At 66.3% G+C, this 20,230-nt stretch carries 19 protein-coding genes; 11 read left to right on the forward strand and 8 right to left on the reverse strand.

Features of this window, described 5'->3' with window-relative positions; translation table 11 throughout:
• The first annotated feature begins 7 nt into the window (after window positions 1-7).
• The 3 genes from ACLQ3J_RS12215 (at window position 8) to ACLQ3J_RS12225 (ending at window position 4,236) form a co-directional block, all read left to right on the forward strand.
• Entirely contained in the window at window positions 8-2,551 is a 2,544-nt protein-coding gene (locus ACLQ3J_RS12215; RefSeq protein ID WP_425903368.1) for an ATP-binding protein, read from the forward strand.
• Window positions 2,548-3,228: a response regulator gene (locus tag ACLQ3J_RS12220; RefSeq protein WP_425903369.1), complete on the forward strand. Its 681-nt coding sequence runs from the start codon at window positions 2,548-2,550 to the stop codon at window positions 3,226-3,228. The genes ACLQ3J_RS12215 and ACLQ3J_RS12220 overlap by 4 nt, the downstream gene beginning before the upstream one ends.
• A gap of 153 nt (window positions 3,229-3,381) precedes the next feature.
• A complete protein-coding gene (locus ACLQ3J_RS12225; RefSeq protein ID WP_425903536.1) occupies window positions 3,382-4,236 on the forward strand; it encodes an LLM class F420-dependent oxidoreductase in 855 nt (284 codons plus the stop codon).
• 4 nt (window positions 4,237-4,240) lie between these two features.
• Here the strand turns inward: ACLQ3J_RS12225 and ACLQ3J_RS12230 are convergent, their stop codons facing one another.
• A complete protein-coding gene (locus ACLQ3J_RS12230) occupies window positions 4,241-5,527 on the reverse strand; it encodes an RNA polymerase sigma factor (RefSeq protein ID WP_425903537.1) in 1,287 nt (428 codons plus the stop codon).
• A 5-nt stretch (window positions 5,528-5,532) separates the two neighbouring features.
• Window positions 5,533-5,964 carry a YciI family protein gene (locus ACLQ3J_RS12235; protein ID WP_425903371.1) on the reverse strand — a complete coding sequence of 144 codons (432 nt, stop codon included), beginning with the start codon at window positions 5,962-5,964 and terminating at the stop codon, window positions 5,533-5,535.
• A gap of 196 nt (window positions 5,965-6,160) precedes the next feature.
• Here ACLQ3J_RS12235 and ACLQ3J_RS12240 point away from each other — a divergent pair, with 196 nt between their 5' ends.
• Window positions 6,161-7,450, forward strand: coding sequence for a glutaminase (locus ACLQ3J_RS12240; RefSeq protein WP_425903373.1), 1,290 nt, complete (start codon window positions 6,161-6,163; stop codon window positions 7,448-7,450).
• A gap of 212 nt (window positions 7,451-7,662) precedes the next feature.
• Window positions 7,663-8,520, forward strand: coding sequence for an alpha/beta fold hydrolase (locus tag ACLQ3J_RS12245; protein WP_425903374.1), 858 nt, complete (start codon window positions 7,663-7,665; stop codon window positions 8,518-8,520).
• Between the two features lie 514 nt (window positions 8,521-9,034).
• Here ACLQ3J_RS12245 and ACLQ3J_RS12250 read toward each other — a convergent pair.
• The 6 genes from ACLQ3J_RS12250 to ACLQ3J_RS12275 form a co-directional block, all read right to left on the reverse strand.
• Complete coding sequence (locus ACLQ3J_RS12250; RefSeq protein WP_425903375.1) at window positions 9,035-9,460, reverse strand: hypothetical protein; 426 nt, start codon at window positions 9,458-9,460, stop codon at window positions 9,035-9,037.
• 141 nt (window positions 9,461-9,601) lie between these two features.
• On the reverse strand, window positions 9,602-10,276 hold the full coding sequence (locus ACLQ3J_RS12255; RefSeq protein WP_425903377.1) for an ABC transporter permease: 675 nt from the start codon (window positions 10,274-10,276) through the stop codon (window positions 9,602-9,604).
• Window positions 10,273-10,917: an ABC transporter permease gene (locus tag ACLQ3J_RS12260; protein ID WP_169620998.1), complete on the reverse strand. Its 645-nt coding sequence runs from the start codon at window positions 10,915-10,917 to the stop codon at window positions 10,273-10,275. The genes ACLQ3J_RS12255 and ACLQ3J_RS12260 overlap by 4 nt, the downstream gene beginning before the upstream one ends.
• A complete protein-coding gene (locus ACLQ3J_RS12265) occupies window positions 10,914-12,020 on the reverse strand; it encodes an ABC transporter ATP-binding protein (protein ID WP_169620999.1) in 1,107 nt (368 codons plus the stop codon). Before ACLQ3J_RS12265 ends, ACLQ3J_RS12260 begins: the two co-directional genes overlap by 4 nt.
• Before the next feature lie 14 nt (window positions 12,021-12,034).
• Complete coding sequence (locus ACLQ3J_RS12270) at window positions 12,035-12,946, reverse strand: ABC transporter substrate-binding protein (RefSeq protein ID WP_169621000.1); 912 nt, start codon at window positions 12,944-12,946, stop codon at window positions 12,035-12,037.
• 196 nt (window positions 12,947-13,142) lie between these two features.
• Window positions 13,143-15,653 (reverse strand): ATP-binding protein, encoded by a 2,511-nt coding sequence (locus ACLQ3J_RS12275; RefSeq protein WP_425903379.1) that lies wholly within the window; start codon window positions 15,651-15,653, stop codon window positions 13,143-13,145.
• Window positions 15,654-15,907: 254 nt separating this feature from the next.
• Between ACLQ3J_RS12275 and ACLQ3J_RS12280 the strand changes: the two genes are divergently transcribed.
• From ACLQ3J_RS12280 to ACLQ3J_RS12305, 6 genes are all read left to right on the forward strand, one after another.
• The gene (locus tag ACLQ3J_RS12280; protein ID WP_169621001.1) at window positions 15,908-16,834 is read left to right on the forward strand and encodes a LysR family transcriptional regulator; all 927 of its coding nucleotides are present in this window, start codon (window positions 15,908-15,910) and stop codon (window positions 16,832-16,834) included.
• A 150-nt stretch (window positions 16,835-16,984) separates the two neighbouring features.
• Entirely contained in the window at window positions 16,985-17,506 is a 522-nt protein-coding gene (gene uraD / locus ACLQ3J_RS12285; protein WP_169621002.1) for a 2-oxo-4-hydroxy-4-carboxy-5-ureidoimidazoline decarboxylase, read from the forward strand.
• Window positions 17,503-17,823: a hydroxyisourate hydrolase gene (gene uraH, locus ACLQ3J_RS12290; RefSeq protein WP_169621003.1), complete on the forward strand. Its 321-nt coding sequence runs from the start codon at window positions 17,503-17,505 to the stop codon at window positions 17,821-17,823. The genes uraD and uraH overlap by 4 nt, the downstream gene beginning before the upstream one ends.
• Window positions 17,824-17,826: 3 nt before the next feature.
• A complete protein-coding gene (gene pucL / locus ACLQ3J_RS12295; RefSeq protein ID WP_169621004.1) occupies window positions 17,827-18,747 on the forward strand; it encodes a factor-independent urate hydroxylase in 921 nt (306 codons plus the stop codon).
• Window positions 18,748-19,053: 306 nt separating this feature from the next.
• A complete protein-coding gene (locus tag ACLQ3J_RS12300) occupies window positions 19,054-19,224 on the forward strand; it encodes a hypothetical protein (RefSeq protein ID WP_169621005.1) in 171 nt (56 codons plus the stop codon).
• A gap of 94 nt (window positions 19,225-19,318) precedes the next feature.
• The gene (locus ACLQ3J_RS12305) at window positions 19,319-20,137 is read left to right on the forward strand and encodes a carotenoid biosynthesis protein (RefSeq protein ID WP_296550338.1); all 819 of its coding nucleotides are present in this window, start codon (window positions 19,319-19,321) and stop codon (window positions 20,135-20,137) included.
• Window positions 20,138-20,230: the final 93 nt, after the last annotated feature.

Genomic DNA, 20,230 nt, shown 5'->3' on the forward strand with positions numbered 1-20,230 from the left:
TGGCGAGATGACAGGTTCGGAGCACGCAGCATTCCCCGCCGCATCGCGCCGGGGAATGCTGCGGATCTATCTCGGTGCCGCTCCCGGTGCCGGCAAGACCTACGCGATGCTCGGTGAAGCGCAACGGCGTCTGGCACGCGGTGGCGACGTGGTGGTGGCGATCGTCGACACGCACGGGCGTGCGTGCACTGCCGAGAAACTGGCAGGCCTCGAGATCGTCCCGCCTCGACAGATCACCTACCGCGACACCGAGTTCGAAGAACTCGATCTCGACGCCGTGCTCGCGCGCCGCCCTGCCGTCGCGCTCGTCGACGAACTCGCCCATACCAACGTGCCCGGTAGCCGGCACACCAAACGCTGGAAGGACGTCGAGGAACTGCTCGACGCCGGAATCGACGTGCTCTCCACCGTCAACATCCAGCACCTCGAGTCCCTCAACGACGTCGTCGAGCAGATCACCGGTGTGGTGCAGCGCGAAACGGTGCCGGACGACATCGTCCGCCGAGCCGACCAGATCGAACTCGTCGACATCACTCCACAGGCACTGCAGCGCCGGCTCGCACACGGAAACGTCTACGCGCCGGAGAAAGTCGATGCCGCGCTGCACAACTACTTCCGCGAGGGCAACCTCACCGCGTTGCGGGAGCTGGCATTGTTGTGGCTCGCCGACCAGGTCGACCTCGCCCTGGCGAAGTACCGGGGTGAGCACGCGATCACTGCCACGTGGGAGGCGCGCGAGCGGGTCGTCGTGGCCGTCACGGGCGGTCCGGAATCCGAAACCCTCGTGCGCCGGGCCAGTCGCATCGCAGCGAAATCCAGTGCCGCACTGATGGTCGTGCATGTCGTGCGGGGCGACGGCCTGACCGGTGTGTCCGCGCCCCGGATGGGACAGGTTCGTGAACTCGCCGCGAGCCTCGATGCGAGCCTGCACAGCATCGTCGGCGACGACGTCCCGAGTGCCCTGCTCGACTTCGCCCGCGAGGTGAACGCGACCCAGCTGGTGCTCGGGACCTCCCGCCGCCCCAGGTGGGCGCGCATTCTCGACGAGGGTATCGGCGCCGCAGTGGTCCGGGATTCCGGAAAGATCGACGTGCACATGGTCACCCACGAGCACATCTCGTCGGCGCCGGGACTGGCACTGGCCGGCCGGCACGACCGTCGGCTTCTCTCGTGGGTCGCGGCGCTGTCCATCCCGCTCGCCGCCGCAGGCGTGATGGTGGTCGTCGACCGGGTCGCCGGTTTCACCGACCAGAACATCCTGTTCTTCGTCGTGGTCCTGGCAGTCGCGCTGTTCGGCGGCATCGGCCCGGCGATCGTCGCGGCGCTGCTGTCCGGTCTCCTGCTGAATTTCTTCTTCACCGACCCGCGTCACAGTCTTCTCCTCGCGGATCCGGGGAACTTCGTCACCACCGGCGTGTTGCTCGTCGTCGCCGTAGCGGTGGCGGCACTCGTGGATGCGGCCGCCGCGCGCACGAGGGAAGCACGCCTCGCGTCCCAGGAGGCAGAACTCCTCGCCTCGTTCGCCGGTGCCGTGTTGCGTGGCGCCGGTGTGCCGACGCTGCTCGAGAAGGTTCGGGAAACATACGCGCAGCAAGCAGTCGGTTTCGTACGCAGCGACGGGGACGGCTGGGAGGTGCTCGGATCTGCGGGAGCAGCGCCCCCGCTGTCGATCGATGAGGCCGACACCGTCTGTCGCATCGGCGACAAGCCGTACGTACTGCTGTTGTCCGGCCCACGGCTACGTGCACGCGACCGCAGGATCCTCACCGCTGTGACCGCTCAAGCCGCCGGCCTGGTACGGCAGGAAGAACTCGCCGCGGAAGCTGCGCAGGCGGCGACACTCACCGAAACCGACCGCTTGCGCCGACTGCTGCTGTCCGCGGTCAGCCACGACCTGCGTACTCCGCTCGCGGCGGTCAAGGCAGCGGTGTCGAGTCTGCGCAGCACCGATGTTGCGTTCTCACCGGACGACACCGCGGAACTGCTCGCGACCATCGAGGAGTCGACCGACCAGCTCACGCGCCTGGTCACGAACCTGCTGGACTCCTCTCGGCTCGCTGCCGGAGTGGTGGTGCCCGCGTCCGAGCCGGTGTATCTGGACGAAGTGGTCCATCGAGCACTGGTCACCCTCACGAGCAGTGGCCCCGACACCGCCCGCTCGATACGTGAGCGCGTCGAGGTCGACGTCGACGATGCGCAGGTGCAGGCAGACTCCGCGCTTCTCGAGCGGGCCCTGGCCAACCTCCTCGACAACGCGTTGCGCTACGCACCGACCGGCCCCATCCGCGTCGGTGCCACCTGCGGGAACGACCGGGTGACGGTGACGATCGCCGACAGCGGGCCAGGGCTCGCCGACAGCGAACACGACGACGTCTTCTCCACGTTTCCGCGGTCCGGCGACCAGCGGGCGGCCGGCGGCGCGGGATTGGGGCTGACGGTCGCCCGCGGTCTCGTCGAGGCGATGGGTGGGACCGTCACCGCGGCCGGCACTCCGGGAGGCGGCACCACGATGATGGTCGAACTCGCCGCGCGACGCGAGGACCACCGGTGACCCGCATCCTCGTGGTCGACGACGAGCCCCAACTGTTGCGTGCCTTGCGCATCAATCTGACGGCGCGGGGATACGACGTGATCACCGCGGCCGACGGACGCACCGCCCTGCTCGCGGCGTCCCGGCATCATCCGGACGTGATCGTGCTCGATCTGGGATTGCCGGATCTGGACGGCATCGAAGTGCTGGCGGGCCTTCGCGGCTGGAATACCGCACCCGTCATCGTGCTTTCGGCGCGGACCGATGCCGCCGACAAAGTGGCCGCTCTCGACACCGGTGCCGACGACTATGTCACCAAACCGTTCGGAATGGAGGAGTTCCTCGCCCGCATCCGCGCCGCCGTCCGGCGCGCTGCGACGCTGCCCGACCTGCCCGAACCGGTGGTCGTGACCGATGCGTTCACCGTCGATCTCGCGGCGAAGAAGGTTGTCCGAGACGGCGTCGACGTCCATCTCACCCCCACCGAATGGGGCATGCTCGAGATGCTGGTACGCAATCGCGGAAAGCTCGTGGGGCAGCGTGAGCTTCTCACCGAACTGTGGGGGCCTTCCTATGTCGGTCAAAACCATTATCTGCGTGTCTATCTGACGCAACTGCGGCGCAAGCTGGAAAGGGACCCGACTCGTCCGCGGCATCTGATCACCGAATCCGGGCGGGGCTACCGGTTCGAGCCTTGACCTGCCCTTCCCGGCGAGTTCCGGGCGGTGCAACCGTTGACCGGGACACGCTGTTGCCGGGACGTGGCGTTCGGTTAGCGTGGCCGGTATGACACCTGACCGCATCGAAGGACGCGGACCGCGGATGGCGGCCGCCGGACGCCTGCGATGACTCTGCGCCTCGGTATCACGAGCCCGATCGTGACCCGGGTGCCCGGAGTCGCCGGGGACTGGGAGGCCCACGCGGGCGTCGAAGACCTCGTCGCGATCGCCGAAGCCGCCGATCGCCTCGGATTCGACCACCTGACGTGCAGCGAACACGTCGCCGTACCGGTAGATGTTGCTGCGCAACGCGGTGCCACGTACTGGGATCCGCTGTCCACCTTGGGATTCCTCGCGGCGCGGACGCGGAGCATCCGGCTGGTCACACAGGTACTCGTGCTCGGGTACCACCACCCCCTCGAGATCGCGAAGCGCTACGGGACCCTCGACCGGGTCAGCGGTGGTCGACTGGTCCTGGGTGTGGGTGTCGGGAGTCTCGCAGAGGAATTCGCTCTCCTCGGTGCGCAGTTCGCCGGTCGTGGGGAGATCGCCGACGACGCGCTCCGCGCCGTACGCGCAGCCTGGGGACGCGAGCGGCCCTCCTACGCCGGACCGCACTTCGAGTTCTCCGGCATGGTGGTGGATCCGCACGGTCTCCGTACCGACGTGCCCGTGTGGGTCGGAGGCCGCACACACCGGTCGTTGCGCCGCGCGGTCGAACTCGGCGACGGCTGGGTTCCCTTCGGACTCGACCTCGACACCCTCTCCGAAATGCTGTCACGCGCTGCGCTTCCGGATCGGTTCGACGTCGTGCTCGGGACCGGCCGGCCCATCGACCCGCTGGGCGACCCGTCCCGCACCAGTGATCGGCTGAGACGGATCGGCGAGGCGGGTGCCAGCGTGGCAGGGGTGACGATCGCCGCGACCTCGGCCGCGCACTACGTCGAGCAACTCGAAACGCTCGCGGCGCTCGATCTGCAGGGCTGAACTCTCACAGGCCGAACGACTCGCGGACTTCTTCCGCCTTGGCGAGGAGCACGGCGCGTTCCCGTTCGTTGCCCGTGAGACGTGCTGCCTCGAGCAATTCTCCGCGAGCCTCCACCGCGCGGCCGAGGCGGCGTAGAAGCTCACCCCGCACGCTGGGCAGCAGGTGGTACCCGGCCAGCGTGCCGGACGCGACGAGGCGGTCGATATCTTCGAGCGCGGCGGCCGGACCGCGCGCCATGGACAACGCTGCCGCACGGTTGAGATCGACGACCGGTGAGGGAGCCACCCGGGCGAGAATGTCGTAGAGCAGGACGATGCGGTCCCAATCCGTGTCCTCGAAGGTAGCTGCGCGGGAGTGGCATTCGGCTATCGCTGCTTGAAGGCCGTACGGTCCCCTACCCCGCCCTATCGCGTCGGCCCTCGCGAGTGCGGCGAGACCGCGGTTGATCTGGGCGCGATCCCAGCGGGTGCGGTCCTGGTCGGCGAGCAGCACCGGCTCACCGGATGGCGTCGTGCGGGCGGCGAACCTCGACGCGGTGAGTTCCATCAGTGCGACGAGTCCGTGCACCTCGGGTTCGCCGGGAAGAAGTTCGGCGAGGACGCGGCCCAGCCGCAAGGCCTCGTCGCCGAGATCCTTCCTGATCCATTCCTCACCCGAACTGGCGACGTAGCCTTCGTTGAAGATCAGGTAGACGACTCCGAGAACTGCACCGAGCCGTTCCGGAAACTCCTCTCGCGCCGGAACTTCGAACGGCACCCGCGCGGCGGTGAGGGTCTTCTTGGCCCGGACGATCCGTTGCTGCACAGCGGCGGTGCGAGTGAGGAACGCTTTCGCGATCTCGTCGGAGGTGAGTCCGCCGACCACCCGCAAGGTCAGCGCCACTTGCGCGTTCCGGTTCAGGACCGGGTGGCATGCGACGAACATCAACCGCAGCACGTCGTCGTCGATGCGGTCGGGGTCCCAGGCATCGGTGTCGAATCCAGCTGCGTCGTCCCTCAACTCGCGTGCCAGAGCGGCATAACGCTCGTCGAGCCGGTCGCGGCGCCGCCACCCGTCGATGGCGCGCCTGGTGGCCACGGCCGTCAGCCACGCCGCCGGATTGCGGGGTACCCCGGTATCCGGCCACTGCTCGAGCGCCTCGACCAGTGCCTGCCCGGCGAGGTCTTCCGCGAGGTCGAGGTCACGGACGGTGCGTGTCAGCGCCGCAACGATCTTGGCGGAGTCCATGCGCCACACGGCCTCGACAACGCGACGTGCGTTGTCGGGCCCGTGCGACACCGGGTCGGTCATCGCGATCAGCCGACCACCGGCTTGTCGGTGCCCAACTGCTCGCGCCATCCGGCTTCCTTGCGGACGTACTCGTTGTTCTGGTCGAATTCGTCGGATTCGGTCACCCGGCGAACCTCGAGCTTGGAACCCGGTCCGAGCGGGCACCGTTTCGCCCACTCGGCGGCCTCTTCCTTGCTCGACGTCTGGATGATCCAGAACCCGTTGAACAGTTCCTTGGTCTCCCCGTAGGGGCCGTCGGTGACCAGGGGCGGATCGGAGTCGAAATCGACGACGAAGCCTTCCTCCGGGTCCGACAGCCCGTCACCTGCGAGAAGCACGCCCGCCTTGATCAGAGACTCGTTGTACCGGCCCATGGCGTTGAGCATCTCCTCGAAATCGATGTTCTTCGAGGCTTCGAGGGCGGCGTCGGTGGCGCGCATCACGAGCATGTATTTCATGGGATTCTCCTTCGATTCGGAGACCGCGTGTCGATCTCTCAACCTATACGTCGAACAGGCCGGTTATCGATCGACAACACCGTGGAGTTTTTCTGTCACGTTGCGTTCGGGGGCGGCCGTCGCCACGCGGACAACCCTCGTGACACGGGAGCGGGGGCGGACGATCGGATCGGCGAGCATGCGCGACGATGGACCGATGCGTTCACCTCTGCCGGATTACCTGACCGAAGTTCTCTCCGTATGTTCCGAGGGAAAGGGCGCGACGTCCGATCACATCCCCGAGCTGAAAAACGCGGACCCCGACCGCTTCGCGATTTCTCTGGTCACCGCGGAGGGCGTGACATATTCGGTAGGCGACGACGACACCGAGTTCAGCATCCAGTCGATCTCCAAACCCTTCGTGTACGGCCTCGCGCTCGAAGAGCGTGGCTTCGAGCGGGTACTCGACGCGATCGGTGTCGAACCGTCGGGTGAGGCGTTCAACGAAATCTCGCTTCAGCGAGATACCGGACGTCCGCTCAACCCCATGATCAACGCGGGGGCGCTCACCGCTCACGCACTGGTGGCCGAGAACAAGACACCCGAATACCGCATTCGTGCGATCCGCGATCTGCTGTCGTCCCTTGCGGGGCGCGAGCTCGAGGTCGACGAGGACATCGCGGCGTCCGAACTGGGTGCATCCTTCCGAAATGTCGCAATCGCGAACCTCCTGCGCAACTACGAGATCTTCCCGGATGATCCGGATGACATCGTCGCCGGATACGTCGGGCAATGCTCCGTGAAGGTCACCACAGCCGATCTCGCGATGATGGCCGCCACACTCGCAGGCGGAGGCATCCAGCCACGGACGGGCGAGCGGATTTTTTCCCGGTCCGTCGTCCGGCAGGTGCTGTCGGTGATGGCGACCTGCGGAATGTACGACGCGGCCGGCGACTGGCTCTCGACCGTCGGTATCCCCGCGAAAAGCGGTATCTCCGGCGGGATCATCGGAATCCTGCCGGGACAGTTGGGCATTGCGGTGTACTCGCCGCGACTGGACGAGCACGGCACCAGTGTTCGCGGCGTCGAAGCCTTCGAACGTTTGTCGCACGATATGAATCTGCACCTCATGGAGGCGCCGATCGTCTCGCGTTCGGTACTGCGGCGCCGCACCGTCATAGGTGAGGGCAGTGAGGCTTTCACCTTTCTCGAACTCCACGGCGACATCCATTTCACGAACGCGGAAGGCGTCGTGCGGGCACTTGTCGAGGAACCGGTCGAGACGCAGCGCGCCGTGTTCGATCTCACCCTGGTGCGTGCCGTTCTCCCGGTTGGCCGCAGGATGCTGCTCGAGATGATCCGGCGGCTGCACCTCGACGGAATCGACGTTGCGCTGGTCGATCCCGAGGAACAGTTGCCCGATCCCGACGCCGGCGACGGCTACCGTCCCCGGGTGTTCACCACGCTCGACGAGCTGCGCGACGAATTCGCAGGCTCTCCGGAGTGAACCAGAGGTACTCGAGGGACATCTGAGATCGCGCCGAACGGAATGTCGGCGCCGATGGTGGCGTGGACGCTGAGGAGTGAGCTACGGTGTCGTCCGGTGTGCCGCAAGGTCGGCGAAGAGATGTCGTGCCTACGAGAGAAGATTCAGCCAATGCTGTTCACCTGTGAACATGTCGTCGTGCCCGGCTCGGCCGGATTGGGCGGGTGACCCGGATGCTCACCCGATCCCCGTACCGCTGCCCCGGTGACGACAGCGTCATCCACTCCGCGTGCGCAGGCATGCTGTCGCACTGGTCGCGGCCGGTCGACGAACATATCGCGCGCACGTCGCTGGGCGAGACGTTCGTCCTGAGTGTCGGCGCGCCCGCCGCGCCGCCGATCGTCGTTCTGGCCGGCGGGGACCTTCCGGCTGCCGGCCTCCGAGTCCTCGCGGAGCAGCTGGACGACTCGCGCCGGGCGATCCTCGTCGATCTTCCCGGCCTGCCCGGCGGGAGTGCCCGTACCCGGCCCGCGGCGGAGATTCACGCGGCGTACGGCCGCTGGCTGATGGAGGTCTTCGACGCGCTCGGAATAGCGAGCGCCCCGGTTATCGGCCTGGGCTGGTCGGCATCTGTTGCCGCAGCCGCAGCCGACGTGGACCGAGTGGAGAAGCTGGTCCTTGCGGCGCCACTGGGCCTGGTGCCGCGCGCCCGGTGGCATCGCGCGCTCATTCCCGGGTTGCAGTGGCGGAACGAGCCGAATCTCGAGAACACCCAGCGTTACCTGCAGGCGCTGGCCGGGAGCGGCTATCAGCCCGACGATCCGACCTTGCGCTGGTCGTGCCGCGTCGGTGCGTATTGCACCTCGCTGACCGGGCTGCCGCGGATAGGACGGTCGGTACTTCAGCGCTGGCGTGGCCGCGCGGTCGAGATCGTGGTCGGCGAGCAGGATCCGCTGATCCAGCTGTCGTCGCTGCGAAAGCTCGCCGACGATATGGCGGTCGACCTTCAGGTGGTTCCCGGTGCCGGGCATCTCCTCGCGGTCGAAGCGCCCGCTCGGCTCGCCGAAGGGGTTTTTGCCCCGCGTTCGTGAGCGTCGGGCACAAGAACAGCGAGGTGTGACCTACGTCGCGTTCAAAACGGTCGGGTCCGGTGGTACACCCTTTGAGGACCCACGGCACGGACGGAAGGTCGATCATGCTGTTTTCTTCGCTGTTTCCCGTAGCGGGCCGTGTCAAGCCCGATTCGGGCGGGGCCGAGCCCGTGAACCCGGCATCCTCCGAGGATTCGCTTCGCGTCACGGTGTCCGCGCTGCGCGCGTGGGGTGACGAGGGAGATCACGGAAGTGGAATCGCAGGGCGCGCCTAGCGCCGACTCGAATCGTCACGGTGGCTGTTCGGTAGCAAGGTGCGGCGCCGGACTGCCCCCGACGGGCTTGCCTCAGTCCGGCGCCGCAGCTAGCAACACGACACGTCGTACCACGATGTGAGTGTCCCCGCTCCGCGGGCTGTGTAAACCGTAATGGAAGATCACGAAAAGGTCACGCGAAGCTGATACATCCGTTCGTGCGGTAGGAGATCTCGCCGTACGGCACGTGCCGGGCCCGGTCAGGAGTGGGCGCTCGCACACGTCACAGCCACCGAATGGGCACCTGTACGGGCCAGTAAACCGCGCAGAGGGCCACCGTCGAGCAGTTGACGCGTCACCTCTCGGTCGTCGAGGTCGTCGTCCTCCGCGCCCACCAGAATCTCCGGGCCGACGCCGCTTCGGGGTCCGTGCAGCAGTAGCCGCTCTTCTTCCACAACCCGGACCGGTACGTCGTCGCCGCCGTCCACCGCACCGACGGCGAGCGCGACATACTCCCTCTCCTGCTCGACATCGCGGCAGGCCATCAGGCGGGATCCCGTGAGAATCCGGTCCAGTGTCACGCCCGACGCCTCCGTCGCCACGTCGGAACGGCCGCGTCGTTCGTCTCCCGGGAGCATCACGCGCCGCGACGTCCAGCTGAAATACGCTTCACCGCTCGTATACATCGCAACTGCGCCTCCTCGACGACGCGTCGGGGCGAATGTCCCGTTCCTGGCTCCGTGTCTGTCCGAAAAGTGTGCACCCGACGTCCGACACGACCGGCGGCCCCCGCAGCGCCCGGCGGCCCCCGCAGCGCCGACCCGCGATCATTCCGTCGAAGCCCGCACACCCTCCGAGACCAGCACGCGGTACAACACCGCGAAAATCCCGAGGACGACCAGAGAACACACAGCCGCGAGGGCGGCGCCTCCGACGACGAGTGCATAGTCGCTCCGGGCGAGACCGTCCACGATCGGCCTGCCGACGCCACCGAAACTCACCGACGCCGCGATGGTCGCGGTAGCGACGATCTGGACCGCCGCAGTGCGCATGCCCACGAGGATCAGCGGCAGCGCCACCGGTAGCTGCGCACGGAGGAGCACCTGCATCCGGGTCATGCCCATCCCCCGCGCCGCATCCGTGAGCGCGGGGTCGACACCACGAATCCCCTCGTAGGAGTTGAGCAGCACCGGCGGCACCGCGAGCGCGACCAGCGGAACCAGAATCGGGACGAGCCCGATGCCGTAGAGCACAACCAGCAGCACGAGCAGCCCGTACGTCGGAAGTGCCCGGGCGGCATTGGCGAGGAGTGTCATGAGGATTCCGCCGCGACCGGTGTGCCCGGTCCACAACCCCAGGGGCAGCGCGAGCAGGACGGTCAGGACGAACGCCAGGAACGTGTAACCGAAGTGTTCGAGGAGACGGGCCGGAATCCCGGACGGCCCGGACCAGTTCGCGCCGTCACCGAAATAGTCGACGAGGTAGTACCACAGCGTCGTCACCGGGCCGCCCCTGCCGAGCGGTGCAGCCACGGGGTGACGAGCCATTGCACGAGAACCAGCACCGCGTCGGCGACGAGTGCCATCACGACGATCACCGCGATCCCGACCAGCGCGAGATCGAGCCGGTCGAGTTGCACGGAGGCTGTGAAGAGCGACCCGAATGCTCCCATTCCGATCAGTGCCCCGACACTCACCATGCTGATGTTGGCGACGACCGCGACCCGTAAGCCCGCGATGACCGCCGGCAGCGCAATCGGCAGGTCGACAGTGAGCAGCCTGCGGGGGCCCGAGAATCCCATCGCGATCGCGGATTGCCGCACACTGTCGGGGATCCCGCGTAGACCGTCGACCACATTCGGAATGAGTCCCGCGAGGGCGTACACGGCGAGCGGCAGGATCACGGTCGTGCGGCTGATGCCGGTGAACGCGATGAGCAGGACGAAGAACGCGAGCGACGGAATCGAGTACAGCACACTCGAAATCGCCAGAACCGGTGGGTACGACCGCGGCCAGCGCACGCACACCAGACCGAGGGGCAGCGCGACCACCAGGCCCAGGAAGGATGCACCGAGGGCCATCACCAGGTGATCCGACAGCAGTTCCCAGAACGTGCCGAGGTAACCCGGGATCCGGAGACTCACAGCTGCTTCCGCACCGGCGAGTCGGTGCGCTCCCGGTGTTCCCGGCGAACGACAGCGGCCACCTCTTCACTGCTCACGACGCCCAGCGCTCGCCCGTCCTCGTCGACCGCAACTGCGAAACCGCAGGGCGACAACACCGCAGCGTCCAGCGCGGCGCGCAGAGTGTCCTTCCCCGGCACGAATCCCCGTCCCGCCGGCACGAGGGTGCCGGAGGAATCGGAGGCATGCGGATCGCGCCAGCCGACCGGTCGTTTCCCGTCGTCGACGACGAGCATCCACCGGCCGTCGCCATCCCGAATCGGCATGTCTCCGGTGGACGTGATCCTGTCTGTGTGCAGCGGCAGACCGGCCGTGGAAAAGAACGACAGCAACCGAACCCCGCGGTCGACGCCCAGGAACCCGGCAACGAAGTCGTCCGCCGGGTCGCCGAGAAGCTCTTCGGGAGTCGCATATTGGGCGAGCACCCCACCCGGTCGCAACACGGCGACCCGGTCGCCGAGGGTGATGGCTTCGTCGATGTCGTGGGTGACAAGGACGATGGTTTTGGCGAGTACCGATTGCAGGCGCAGTAACTCTTGCTGCAACTCCTTGCGGACGACCGGGTCCACCGCCGAAAACGGCTCGTCCATCAGGAGAATCGGCGGATCGGCGGCGAGTGCGCGGGCCACGCCGACCCGTTGCTGCTGGCCCCCGGACAGTTGGGCCGGGTAACGGCGCGCCAACTCGTCTCCGAGTCCGACGCGGTGCAGGACCTCCATGGCGGTCGCCCGGGCCTGCTTCCGTGACGCCCCCATCAGGCGCGGCACCGTCGCGACGTTGTCGACGACGGTCCGATGCGGAAACAATCCGGCGTGCTGGATGACGTACCCGATCCCGCGCCGCAGGGTCTGCGGATCCTGGGATCGCACGTCCTCGCCGTTGACCAGGACGCGTCCGGCGGTCGGATCCACCATCCGGTTGATCATGCGCAGCGAGGTGGTCTTACCGCATCCGGAGGGGCCCACCAGCACAGTGAGAGTGCCGGTGGGCACTTCGAGGGACAGTCCGTCGACTGCCACGGTCCCGTCGGGATACTGCTTTTGCACATTGTCGAAAGTGATCACGGAGCACCCGGCCCTCAGTTGATGCCGTTGTCCTGCAACCACTCTTCGGCGACGACATCGATGTCGCGGCCCTCGGTGACGACCTGGCCGACCAACTCGATGAGAACGTCGGTGGTGAGGTTCTCGGACACAGCGTCGAGCGTCGCGACGTTCTCGTCGGTGAGATCTTCCCGGTGGACGAGCGGCGTGACGTTCTGTGCCCCGAATACGGATTCCGGATCGTCCAGTGCCACAAACGGTTCGGTACTGAGAGACGGATCGGTGGTGAAGATGTTCGCAACCTGGATGGTGTTGTCCCCGAGCGCCCGGATGGTGATCGGCCCGCCCGTGTCGGTGGGCACGAACTTCTGGAACTCGACGCCGTAGACGTCTCGGAGACCGACGACGCCCTGCCGCCGTGTCTCGAACTCGGGCGGTCCGCCGAGGGCGAGTTCGCCTGCAACCGGGGCGAGATCGGCGATGGTCGTCAGGTTGTAGCGATCCGCGGTCTCCTCCGTGACGACGAGTGCGTCCTTGTTCTCCCCCGGCGCCGACGCGAGAATGGAGAGACCTTCCGGAAGCGACTCCGCCAGAGCGGCATTGACATCCTCCGTGGTAGCCGCAGTGCTCTCGGGATCGACGCGGGCGAGCAGTGCCCCGTTGTACTCGGGCAGCACGGTGATGGCTCCGGAGGCGACCTGGTCGTAGTAGATCTCCCGGCTGCCGATGTTGAACTGGCGCGTCACCTCGGCGCCACTCCCCTCGAGCGCCTGCGCGTAGATCTCCGCGAGCAGCACATTTTCGGGGAAGTTCGCCGAACCGACGACGATGGTGCCACCCTCGCCGGACTCGGACGCGAGCGGATCGTCGGCGTTGTTCCCGGAACATCCGGTCACCGCCAGGGCAGCGGTGGCGACAACTATGGCGGTGCGAACGAAAGCTTTCACGTGGGTCTCCTCGGCGGTCGGCGTGTCGACTCTAACGCGCTCTCCTGCAGCACTGCCTGATTTGTCACCGATCGGACCCGCGTGGCTGCCGAACAGACAACGCCGGGCGACCGAATGGTCGCCCGGCGTCTCGCCGTACCGTCTCTGCCGTTCAGGTGGAGTGTTCGTCTCTCACGATGGAAGCCATCGCGCGGGATCACTCACCGTTGTTTCGCGAGACCCATCGTTCGTGCAGTTGCCCGCGCCGGATTCCGGGACTCGTACCGGGCGCGGAACCGGAGTTGCCGCTCGGCGGTAGCGGGCGCTCCCACGGATTCTCCACCGGTGCGCCGGAGTACGTGTCGTTGTTGTTCTGCTCGTATCCGGTGTAGTTGTCGTTGTTGTTCTGCTCGTATCCGGTGTAGTTGTCGTTGTTGTTCTGCTCGTATCCGGAGTACGTGTCGTTGTTGTTCTGCTCGTATCCGGAGTACGTGTCGTTGTTGTTCTGCTCGTATCCGGAGTACGTGTCGTTATTGCCTTGCTCGTACCCGGTGTAATTGTCGTCGTTGTTCTGCTCGTACCCGGAGTAGTTGTCGTTGCCGGGCGCCTCGTATCCGGCGTACGAGTTGTTGCCCGCCCGGGACACCTCGTTGCCGTTCTGGCCGGCACCCGAGTACGCCTCGCTGCCGTTCCGGCCCGCCGACGCATACGCTTCGTTGCCGTTCGGAGTCGCACCGGCGAACGACTCGCCGTTGTGGTTGTGCGACGCGCGCTGGTCGTACTGATCCGTGTACTCGGTGTTCGTCTCTCCGGGCGGAAGAGGAAGTCGGCGCGGGCGGTCGATCTGGAACGGGTCGGACTGGGTACCGACGCCCTTGAGCAGACGGAGCGGCAGATAGAGGCTCGCGGTGACGCCGGAGTTGGTCGACGAGTCGAACGTCGGACGCAGCCGCACGGTGATCCCGTGACGGTGGGCCAGTCGCGCGACCACGAACAGACCCATGCGACGCGCTGCGCCGGAGCCGGCTTCGCTGTCCGTCGCCAGCCGTTCGTTGATCTCGGCGAGTTCGTCGGCGGGGATACCGATTCCGCGGTCGGCGATCTCGAGCAACAAGCCGCCGTCGACGGCGCGCGAGAACGCGAACGCCACGGTGCTCTCCGGCGGGGAGGCTCGCAGTGCGTTGTCGAGGAGTTCGGCCACCATGTGGACGACGTCGGTTACGGCGGTACCGAGGAGCGAACCCTCCGGTGCGTTTCCGACGTTCACGCGCTGGTAGTTCTCGACCTGTGAGACTGCGGCACGGAGCACGTCACCGAGCGGGGTGTCCGGGATCCGTCCCATTCGCTGCCGGGTGCCGGCGAGGACGAGCAACGAGTCGCCGGTGCGACGCATACGGGCCGCGAGGTGGTCGAGCGCAAACAGGTTCTGCAGACGCGTGGGGTCGCGCTCCTCGTGCTCGAGCGAGTCGATGAGCGACAGCTGCTGCTCGACGAGGGTCTTGTTGCGACGCGCCAACGTTTCGAGCATCTCGTTGACCTGCCGGCGCAACTGCGCCTGCTCACCGGCGAGCCGCAGCGCACCCTCGTTCATGGTGTCGACGGCGCGGGCGACCTCGCCGATTTCTTCCTTCGAGTGAACGCTGACCGGAGGGAGTGACACCGTACCGATTTCTGCGCCGTCCTTGATGGCGGCGATGGCCTCGGGCAGGCTTTGCTCTGCGGCAAGAAGTGTGTCGTTTCGGAGGCGGCGAAGCGGGCGCACGATCGAGAAGGCGACCATCACGGCCAGGCCCAGCGCGACGGCCAGCACGATCGCAATTCCGATGGCGTTCTTGAGTGCTTCGGTGCGAGCTTCGCTGGCATGGTTGTCGAGGAGGCCGACGATGCGGGTGGCGGAGTCGCGGACTTCCTCGATGTAGACCATGAGGCTGGTGAAGATCGAGTTGCGCAGCGCTCCGGTGTCGCCGCTGGTGCTGTCCAGATTCGCCGTCAAGTTGCGGCGATTGTCCAGTTCCGCGACGAGCGCGTCGAGCGAACTCGTGTCGGCAATGTTGGGGTTGGACTCGACGGTTTCCCGCAGGATCGACATCTGCGCTGCGTCGACGCCGAGTGCGTTCGTCCACATCAGGAGAGCACCTTCGGTGCCGGCACCCAGTGCGGAGTACGCGACGACCTGGTCCAGCAGCGCCCACTGGGTCGTCCACATGTCGAGGAGGGTGGCGCTTTCCTGGAGGACATCGGGTTCGGGCGCGGTGGAGGACGCGGCACGGAACACCGAACTCACGCGGCTGATGAACGCCTGTGCGCGCTCGCTGGCGACCACGGGTGCCATCGATCCGGCGACAGCACTGTCGAGCAGGCTGTTTCCCTCGGCGAGCACCTTGTTCAGTGCTGCTTTGATCTCGGGCTCGAGGCTGATGTTCGCGATCTGGTCCGTGAGGACCGTCTCTGCTTCCCGCGCGATCGTCGCACCGTTGTCGGTGGGCAACCCGATGATCGTCGCGGCTGCGGCACCCGCGACGCCGGTGCTGTATTCGGCGAACATCGGCAGAATCGACACCTGCTCGGCAGCAGTGCTGAAGTGGCGGGAATCCTCGAACAGGCTGATGACGCGGAGCGATCCGAAAAGCGCGGCGGCGATGATGGGGACCGCCACGACGGCGGTGACCTTGCGCCATAGGCGCCAATTCTCGGGGGAATATTGCTGGAACTGCTGTTTGAGACTCATCGTGTTCGGCCCGAACCTCTCTTGTACGTACACCGGTCGGCCGGCCGAAGCGGATGACAAATCACATGGGCCAGGGCGAAACACGGGTCCGCCGCCGTCAGGACGTGGGTCAGCGTAAGTGTCGTACGACCGGCTCACAAGATCGAAAAGCAACTCGGATAGCTGCTATACATCTTTAGATATAGGCAACGGTGGTGGGTTACTATCCCGCCGGATATTGCCGTTACGCCGGGTTTCGGAAAGGGGGGTGCGGAGTGGACTTGAGGCGGGTGGATCTCAACCTGCTTGTCGTCCTCGACGTGCTTCTTTCCGAGTGCAACGTGACCCGCGCGGCCGAACGACTGAACATGTCGCAGCCGGCGACCAGCACGGCGCTCGCTCGTCTCCGGAAGCAGTTCGACGACCCACTGCTGGTGAAGAACGGCCGCACGTTGCGCCTCACTCCGCGGGCACAGGCCCTGATCGGGCCCCTGCGGAGCGTATTGCACACGCTGGAACGGTCGATACTCTCCGAACCGACCTTCGATCCGACCGTGGATTCACGCGTGTTCACGCTCATGACAGGCGATTACGCCGAGGTCACGTTGCTCCGCATGCTCATGCGGCGGGGGCACCCGGCCAACGTGCGATTCGATCTGCGTCCCCTCACCAAGGCGTCCCTCGCAGCGTTCCACCGGCACGAAACCGACCTCGCGGTGCTGCCGGAACACCTTCTCGACGCACCCGAGTTCGAGCGGTGCCGGCGCACCGAGGTCCTGACCGACAGATACGTGGGCGCCGTCTGGTCCGGGCATCCGTACATCGGGACGGAACTGAATCGCGACGTGCTCTCCCACTATCCGTTCCTGTCGTATCTGCAGTACGACGACGACACGGCTCTGGCGCGAGCGTTGTTGCGCGCCGGGATCGTGACACGGACGGGGGCGTCCACGACGAGTATCGCGGTGCTCCCCTTCGCGCTCGAACACACCGTGTTCGTCACGCTCCTGCCCGAGAGAATGGCTGAACGAATCGCGGGAGTGGCGTCCCTGCGGATCCTCGAGCCCGCCTTCGAATTGCCTCCGCTCAGCGAATATGCAGTCTGGCACGAGGAATCCGAATCGGATCCCGCCCACGTGTGGCTCCGTGCCCAAATCGATGCGTCGCAGCGACTACGCGTTCCCGCCGGGCAACCGGCCTGACCGAGGCGCCTCGGCCACGAATTCTCTCCGCCGATCCGCGTTTGTCGGATCGTCCAAACGACCGGAGACCACGTCTCGGGAAGTTTGTAGCGCGTACGGCACCGCCGGCTCCCTTCATCCGCGATCGTGGTGACGAGAGAGAGGAGTGCCGTGCCGTACACCTGTGCCGACTTCGATGCGCTCTGTGCCCGTGACGCAGCCGCAGCCCTGTCCGAGTGCTGTTCCAGCAGGACGTGGACCGAGCGACTCGTGCAAGGCCGCCCCTACCTGAGTCGCGCCGCGCTGCTGCGCGCGTCCGATGCGGTGACAGCGGCGCTGACTCGGGACGATCTCGCCGAAGCGCTCGCGGGGCACCCACGGATCGGTGAACGGTCGGACCACGCATCGTCGAAGCGCGAGCAGGCATCGGTCGCGAGCGCGGACGCACATATCCGCGATGCACTGGTGGCAGGTAACCGCAAGTACGAGGAGCGTTTCGGGCACGTGTACCTCGTGCGTGCCGCAGGACGATCCGCGGACGAACTCCTGTCGATTCTGCAGCGGCGCCTCACTCACGATTCCGAGACCGAGTGGCGCGAGACGCGAGCGACGCTTGCCGAGATCAACCGATCGAGACTCGAGTTGCTCGTCACCGACGATTCCGTCGAATCAGGAAAGGAAGGTGTGAGGTGAGCACCGTCAGCACCCACGTTCTCGACGCCACCCGTGGAGCGCCGGCCTCCGGAGTCGAGGTCACGCTCTCGTCCGCCGGAGCGGAACTCGCGAGTGCTCGCACCGACGACGACGGGCGAATTTCCGAATTCCAGGTTCCCGCACTGGAACCCGGTACGTACACGCTGACCTTCGCCACCGGCGAGTACTTTGCGCGGCGGCACACCGAGACCTTCTACCCGGAGGTTACCGTCACCTTCCGGGTCGGCGGTGCCGGCAAAGTCCATGTGCCACTGCTGCTGTCGCCTTTTTCCTACTCCACCTATCGAGGGAGCTGACCCGTGAGTGAACTGACCGGAAAGATCGTGCTGGGCGCCAACCGCTACGGCAAGGCGGAGAACCGCGTGGTACGGATCTATCGGGACACTGCCCGCCACGAGATCCGCGACCTCAACGTGTCGACCTGCCTCCGCGGAGACTTCGACGCGGCACACCTCGAAGGCGACCAAGGTGCGGTGCTCCCGACCGACACACAGAAGCAGACGGTGTACGCGTACGCGAAGAGCAAGGGCGTCGAGTTCGTCGAAACCTACGCGCTCGAACTCGCGCGGCACTTCGTCGACGACGTCGAACCAGTCCGCGCCGCCCGCGTCGAGATCGACGACTACGCGTGGCAACGGGTGACGATCGACGGTGTCGAACACGATCACACGTGGACCCGCACCGGACCGGAGGTCCGCACGGTTTCGGTGACGGTCGAGGGAACCGGGCGGGAGCGACGGGAGTGGGTGATCGGCGGAGTCAAGGATCTCGTCGTACTCAAGTCGACCGGATCCGAATTCTCGGGTTTTCTCACCGACCCGTACACGGTCCTGGAACCGACTGCCGACCGTGTGATGGCAACCAGTCTGGTCGCACAGTGGCGATTCACGACCGACGACGTCGACTGGGATGTCACCTACGCAGGTATCAAGGCCACGATGCTCGAGCGTTTTGCGAACCTTCAATCGAAGGCACTGCAACAAACTCTCTTCGAGATGGGCCGGGCAGTGCTGGAGAAGTATCCGGTGATCGCGGAGATTCGCATGTCGGCGCCCAACAAGCATCATTTCGTCTACGACCTCGAAAGATTCGGAGTCACGAACTCGAACGAGGTATTCCACGCCGACGACCGGCCCTACGGCCTGATCCAGGCGACGGTTCAGCGGGAGGACGCACCCGAGGCCGGAAGCGCGTGGGAGCGGTTCGTCGACTGGATGTGACGACGTGAGGGCGTCACGGAGTGGCGGTGGGTGCCGGTAGTCGCGGCACGCACCGCCACTTTTCGTTGTCACCGGGTGGCCGGGAGACTTTTTCGGACGCGTACCCATCCGTTCGTACCCCGGCTCCGAATCGCTGCCAGACGGTACCGGACCGTCTCCGTTCCGAAACGCGTCGGCACGGTGGCAGCGAGACGAGGTGGCCCACATGCGCGCACTGGTAGAAGCCGGTTTTCCGGCAGTTCACCCCGCTGGTCGAGTTCGACACGTGGTCGCTCACCGTCGTGCCGGCGTGAGATGAGGCCTCTCATGTCCCCTTCTGCCTCCGGTTCCCCCCGGCATCACGGCCCGTACACCTCGGGTATCGGGTTTCTGCAAATGTTCATGGACGCCCAACGGGTGGATCCCGCCGTGTCGGCCGACTCCGTCGAGGACTCGGGTAAGGACACGAACGCCCCGGACGAGCGGCGGCAGCAATGAGTGTGGTCCCGCCGCATCGGCCCCGCGGTACGAGGATCGCCGTCGGGGTGAACCGCACGGACGTGCGTGAGGACGAGTCGACCGGCGTGCGTCGATGAACCGCGTCGTGTGGGGGATCGTCGCGGGCGCGCTGCTCGCCCAGATCGTCTATCCCCTCGTCTCCGGCACGTCGAGGGATGCCGTCACCGTGGCGGTGGTGCTCCTGCTCGCCGCCGCGTCGGTGGTGCATGCCGCCGTCACACGGGGTCCCGTGTGGGCCGTGGTGCTGGTCGCCTCGACCGCGGGACTCGGTCTCGTGTCCGAGATCGTCGGCACTGCGACCGGGTTCCCTTTCGGAAGCTACTTCTATGCGACCGGACGGCTCGGGCCCGAGATCGTGGGCGTTCCGGCGGTGGTCCCCTTGGCGTGGACCGCCGGCTTCTATCCGATCTGGTGTGCCGCGTCCTACGTCCTCCGGCATTCCCCGGTGCCGCCGGACAGGCGAGCGTTCGGGCGGGTCCTCATGGTTGCCGTGGGGATGGTGGGGTGGGATCTGTACCTCGACACCCAGATGGTGACCGACGGTCAGTGGACCTGGACCTCGGGCAACGCCGGGTTACCCGGCATTCCGTTCATCCCGTACACCAACTACCTCGGCTGGTTCGCTACCGCTCTGATCATGGCGATCGTCGTCGACAGGGTGGGAGGACGCGCCGAGTCGCCCAGGACGAGTGGCCGGCGAATCTCGGATGCGGCACCGCTGGTGCTGTTCCTCTGGACCTGGCTCGGATCGGCATTCGCGCACGCGTTCCTGCTCGAGGGCGACGAACTGCGCTATTCCGCGCTCTACGGGTTCTGTGTCATGGGGGTCGTGGGTGTCCCCGTGGTGGCCATGCGCATTCGACGAGCCGGAAAGGCCACGGTGAAGACATGATCGCAACGACTATGCCCGCTCCGGGAGAGAAGAGCCGAGGAATGACCAGCGCGATACCCAGCCGAGTCGATACCGTCGTGCCGACGGGTGGCC

This window comes from Rhodococcus sp. DT1 (genome assembly GCF_049844875.1).
GTDB lineage: Bacteria > Actinomycetota > Actinomycetes > Mycobacteriales > Mycobacteriaceae > Rhodococcus.

What these genes read in the sequence shown, in the direction of transcription:
- ACLQ3J_RS12215 (WP_425903368.1), top strand. Translation starts at nt 8, where the DNA reads ATGACAGGTTCGGAGCACGCAGCATTCCCCGCCGCATCGCGCCGGGGA.
- ACLQ3J_RS12305 (WP_296550338.1), top strand. Translation starts at nt 19,319, where the DNA reads ATGAACCGCGTCGTGTGGGGGATCGTCGCGGGCGCGCTGCTCGCCCAG.
- ACLQ3J_RS12235 (WP_425903371.1), bottom strand. Translation starts at nt 5,964, where the DNA reads ATGAAATACATGCTCGTGATGCGCGCCACCGACGCCGCCCTCGAAGCC.
- ACLQ3J_RS12245 (WP_425903374.1), top strand. Translation starts at nt 7,663, where the DNA reads ATGCTCACCCGATCCCCGTACCGCTGCCCCGGTGACGACAGCGTCATC.
- ACLQ3J_RS12300 (WP_169621005.1), top strand. Translation starts at nt 19,054, where the DNA reads ATGTCCCCTTCTGCCTCCGGTTCCCCCCGGCATCACGGCCCGTACACC.
- ACLQ3J_RS12275 (WP_425903379.1), bottom strand. Translation starts at nt 15,653, where the DNA reads ATGAGTCTCAAACAGCAGTTCCAGCAATATTCCCCCGAGAATTGGCGC.
- ACLQ3J_RS12250 (WP_425903375.1), bottom strand. Translation starts at nt 9,460, where the DNA reads ATGTATACGAGCGGTGAAGCGTATTTCAGCTGGACGTCGCGGCGCGTG.
- ACLQ3J_RS12230 (WP_425903537.1), bottom strand. Translation starts at nt 5,527, where the DNA reads ATGACCGACCCGGTGTCGCACGGGCCCGACAACGCACGTCGCGTTGTC.
- ACLQ3J_RS12240 (WP_425903373.1), top strand. Translation starts at nt 6,161, where the DNA reads ATGCGTTCACCTCTGCCGGATTACCTGACCGAAGTTCTCTCCGTATGT.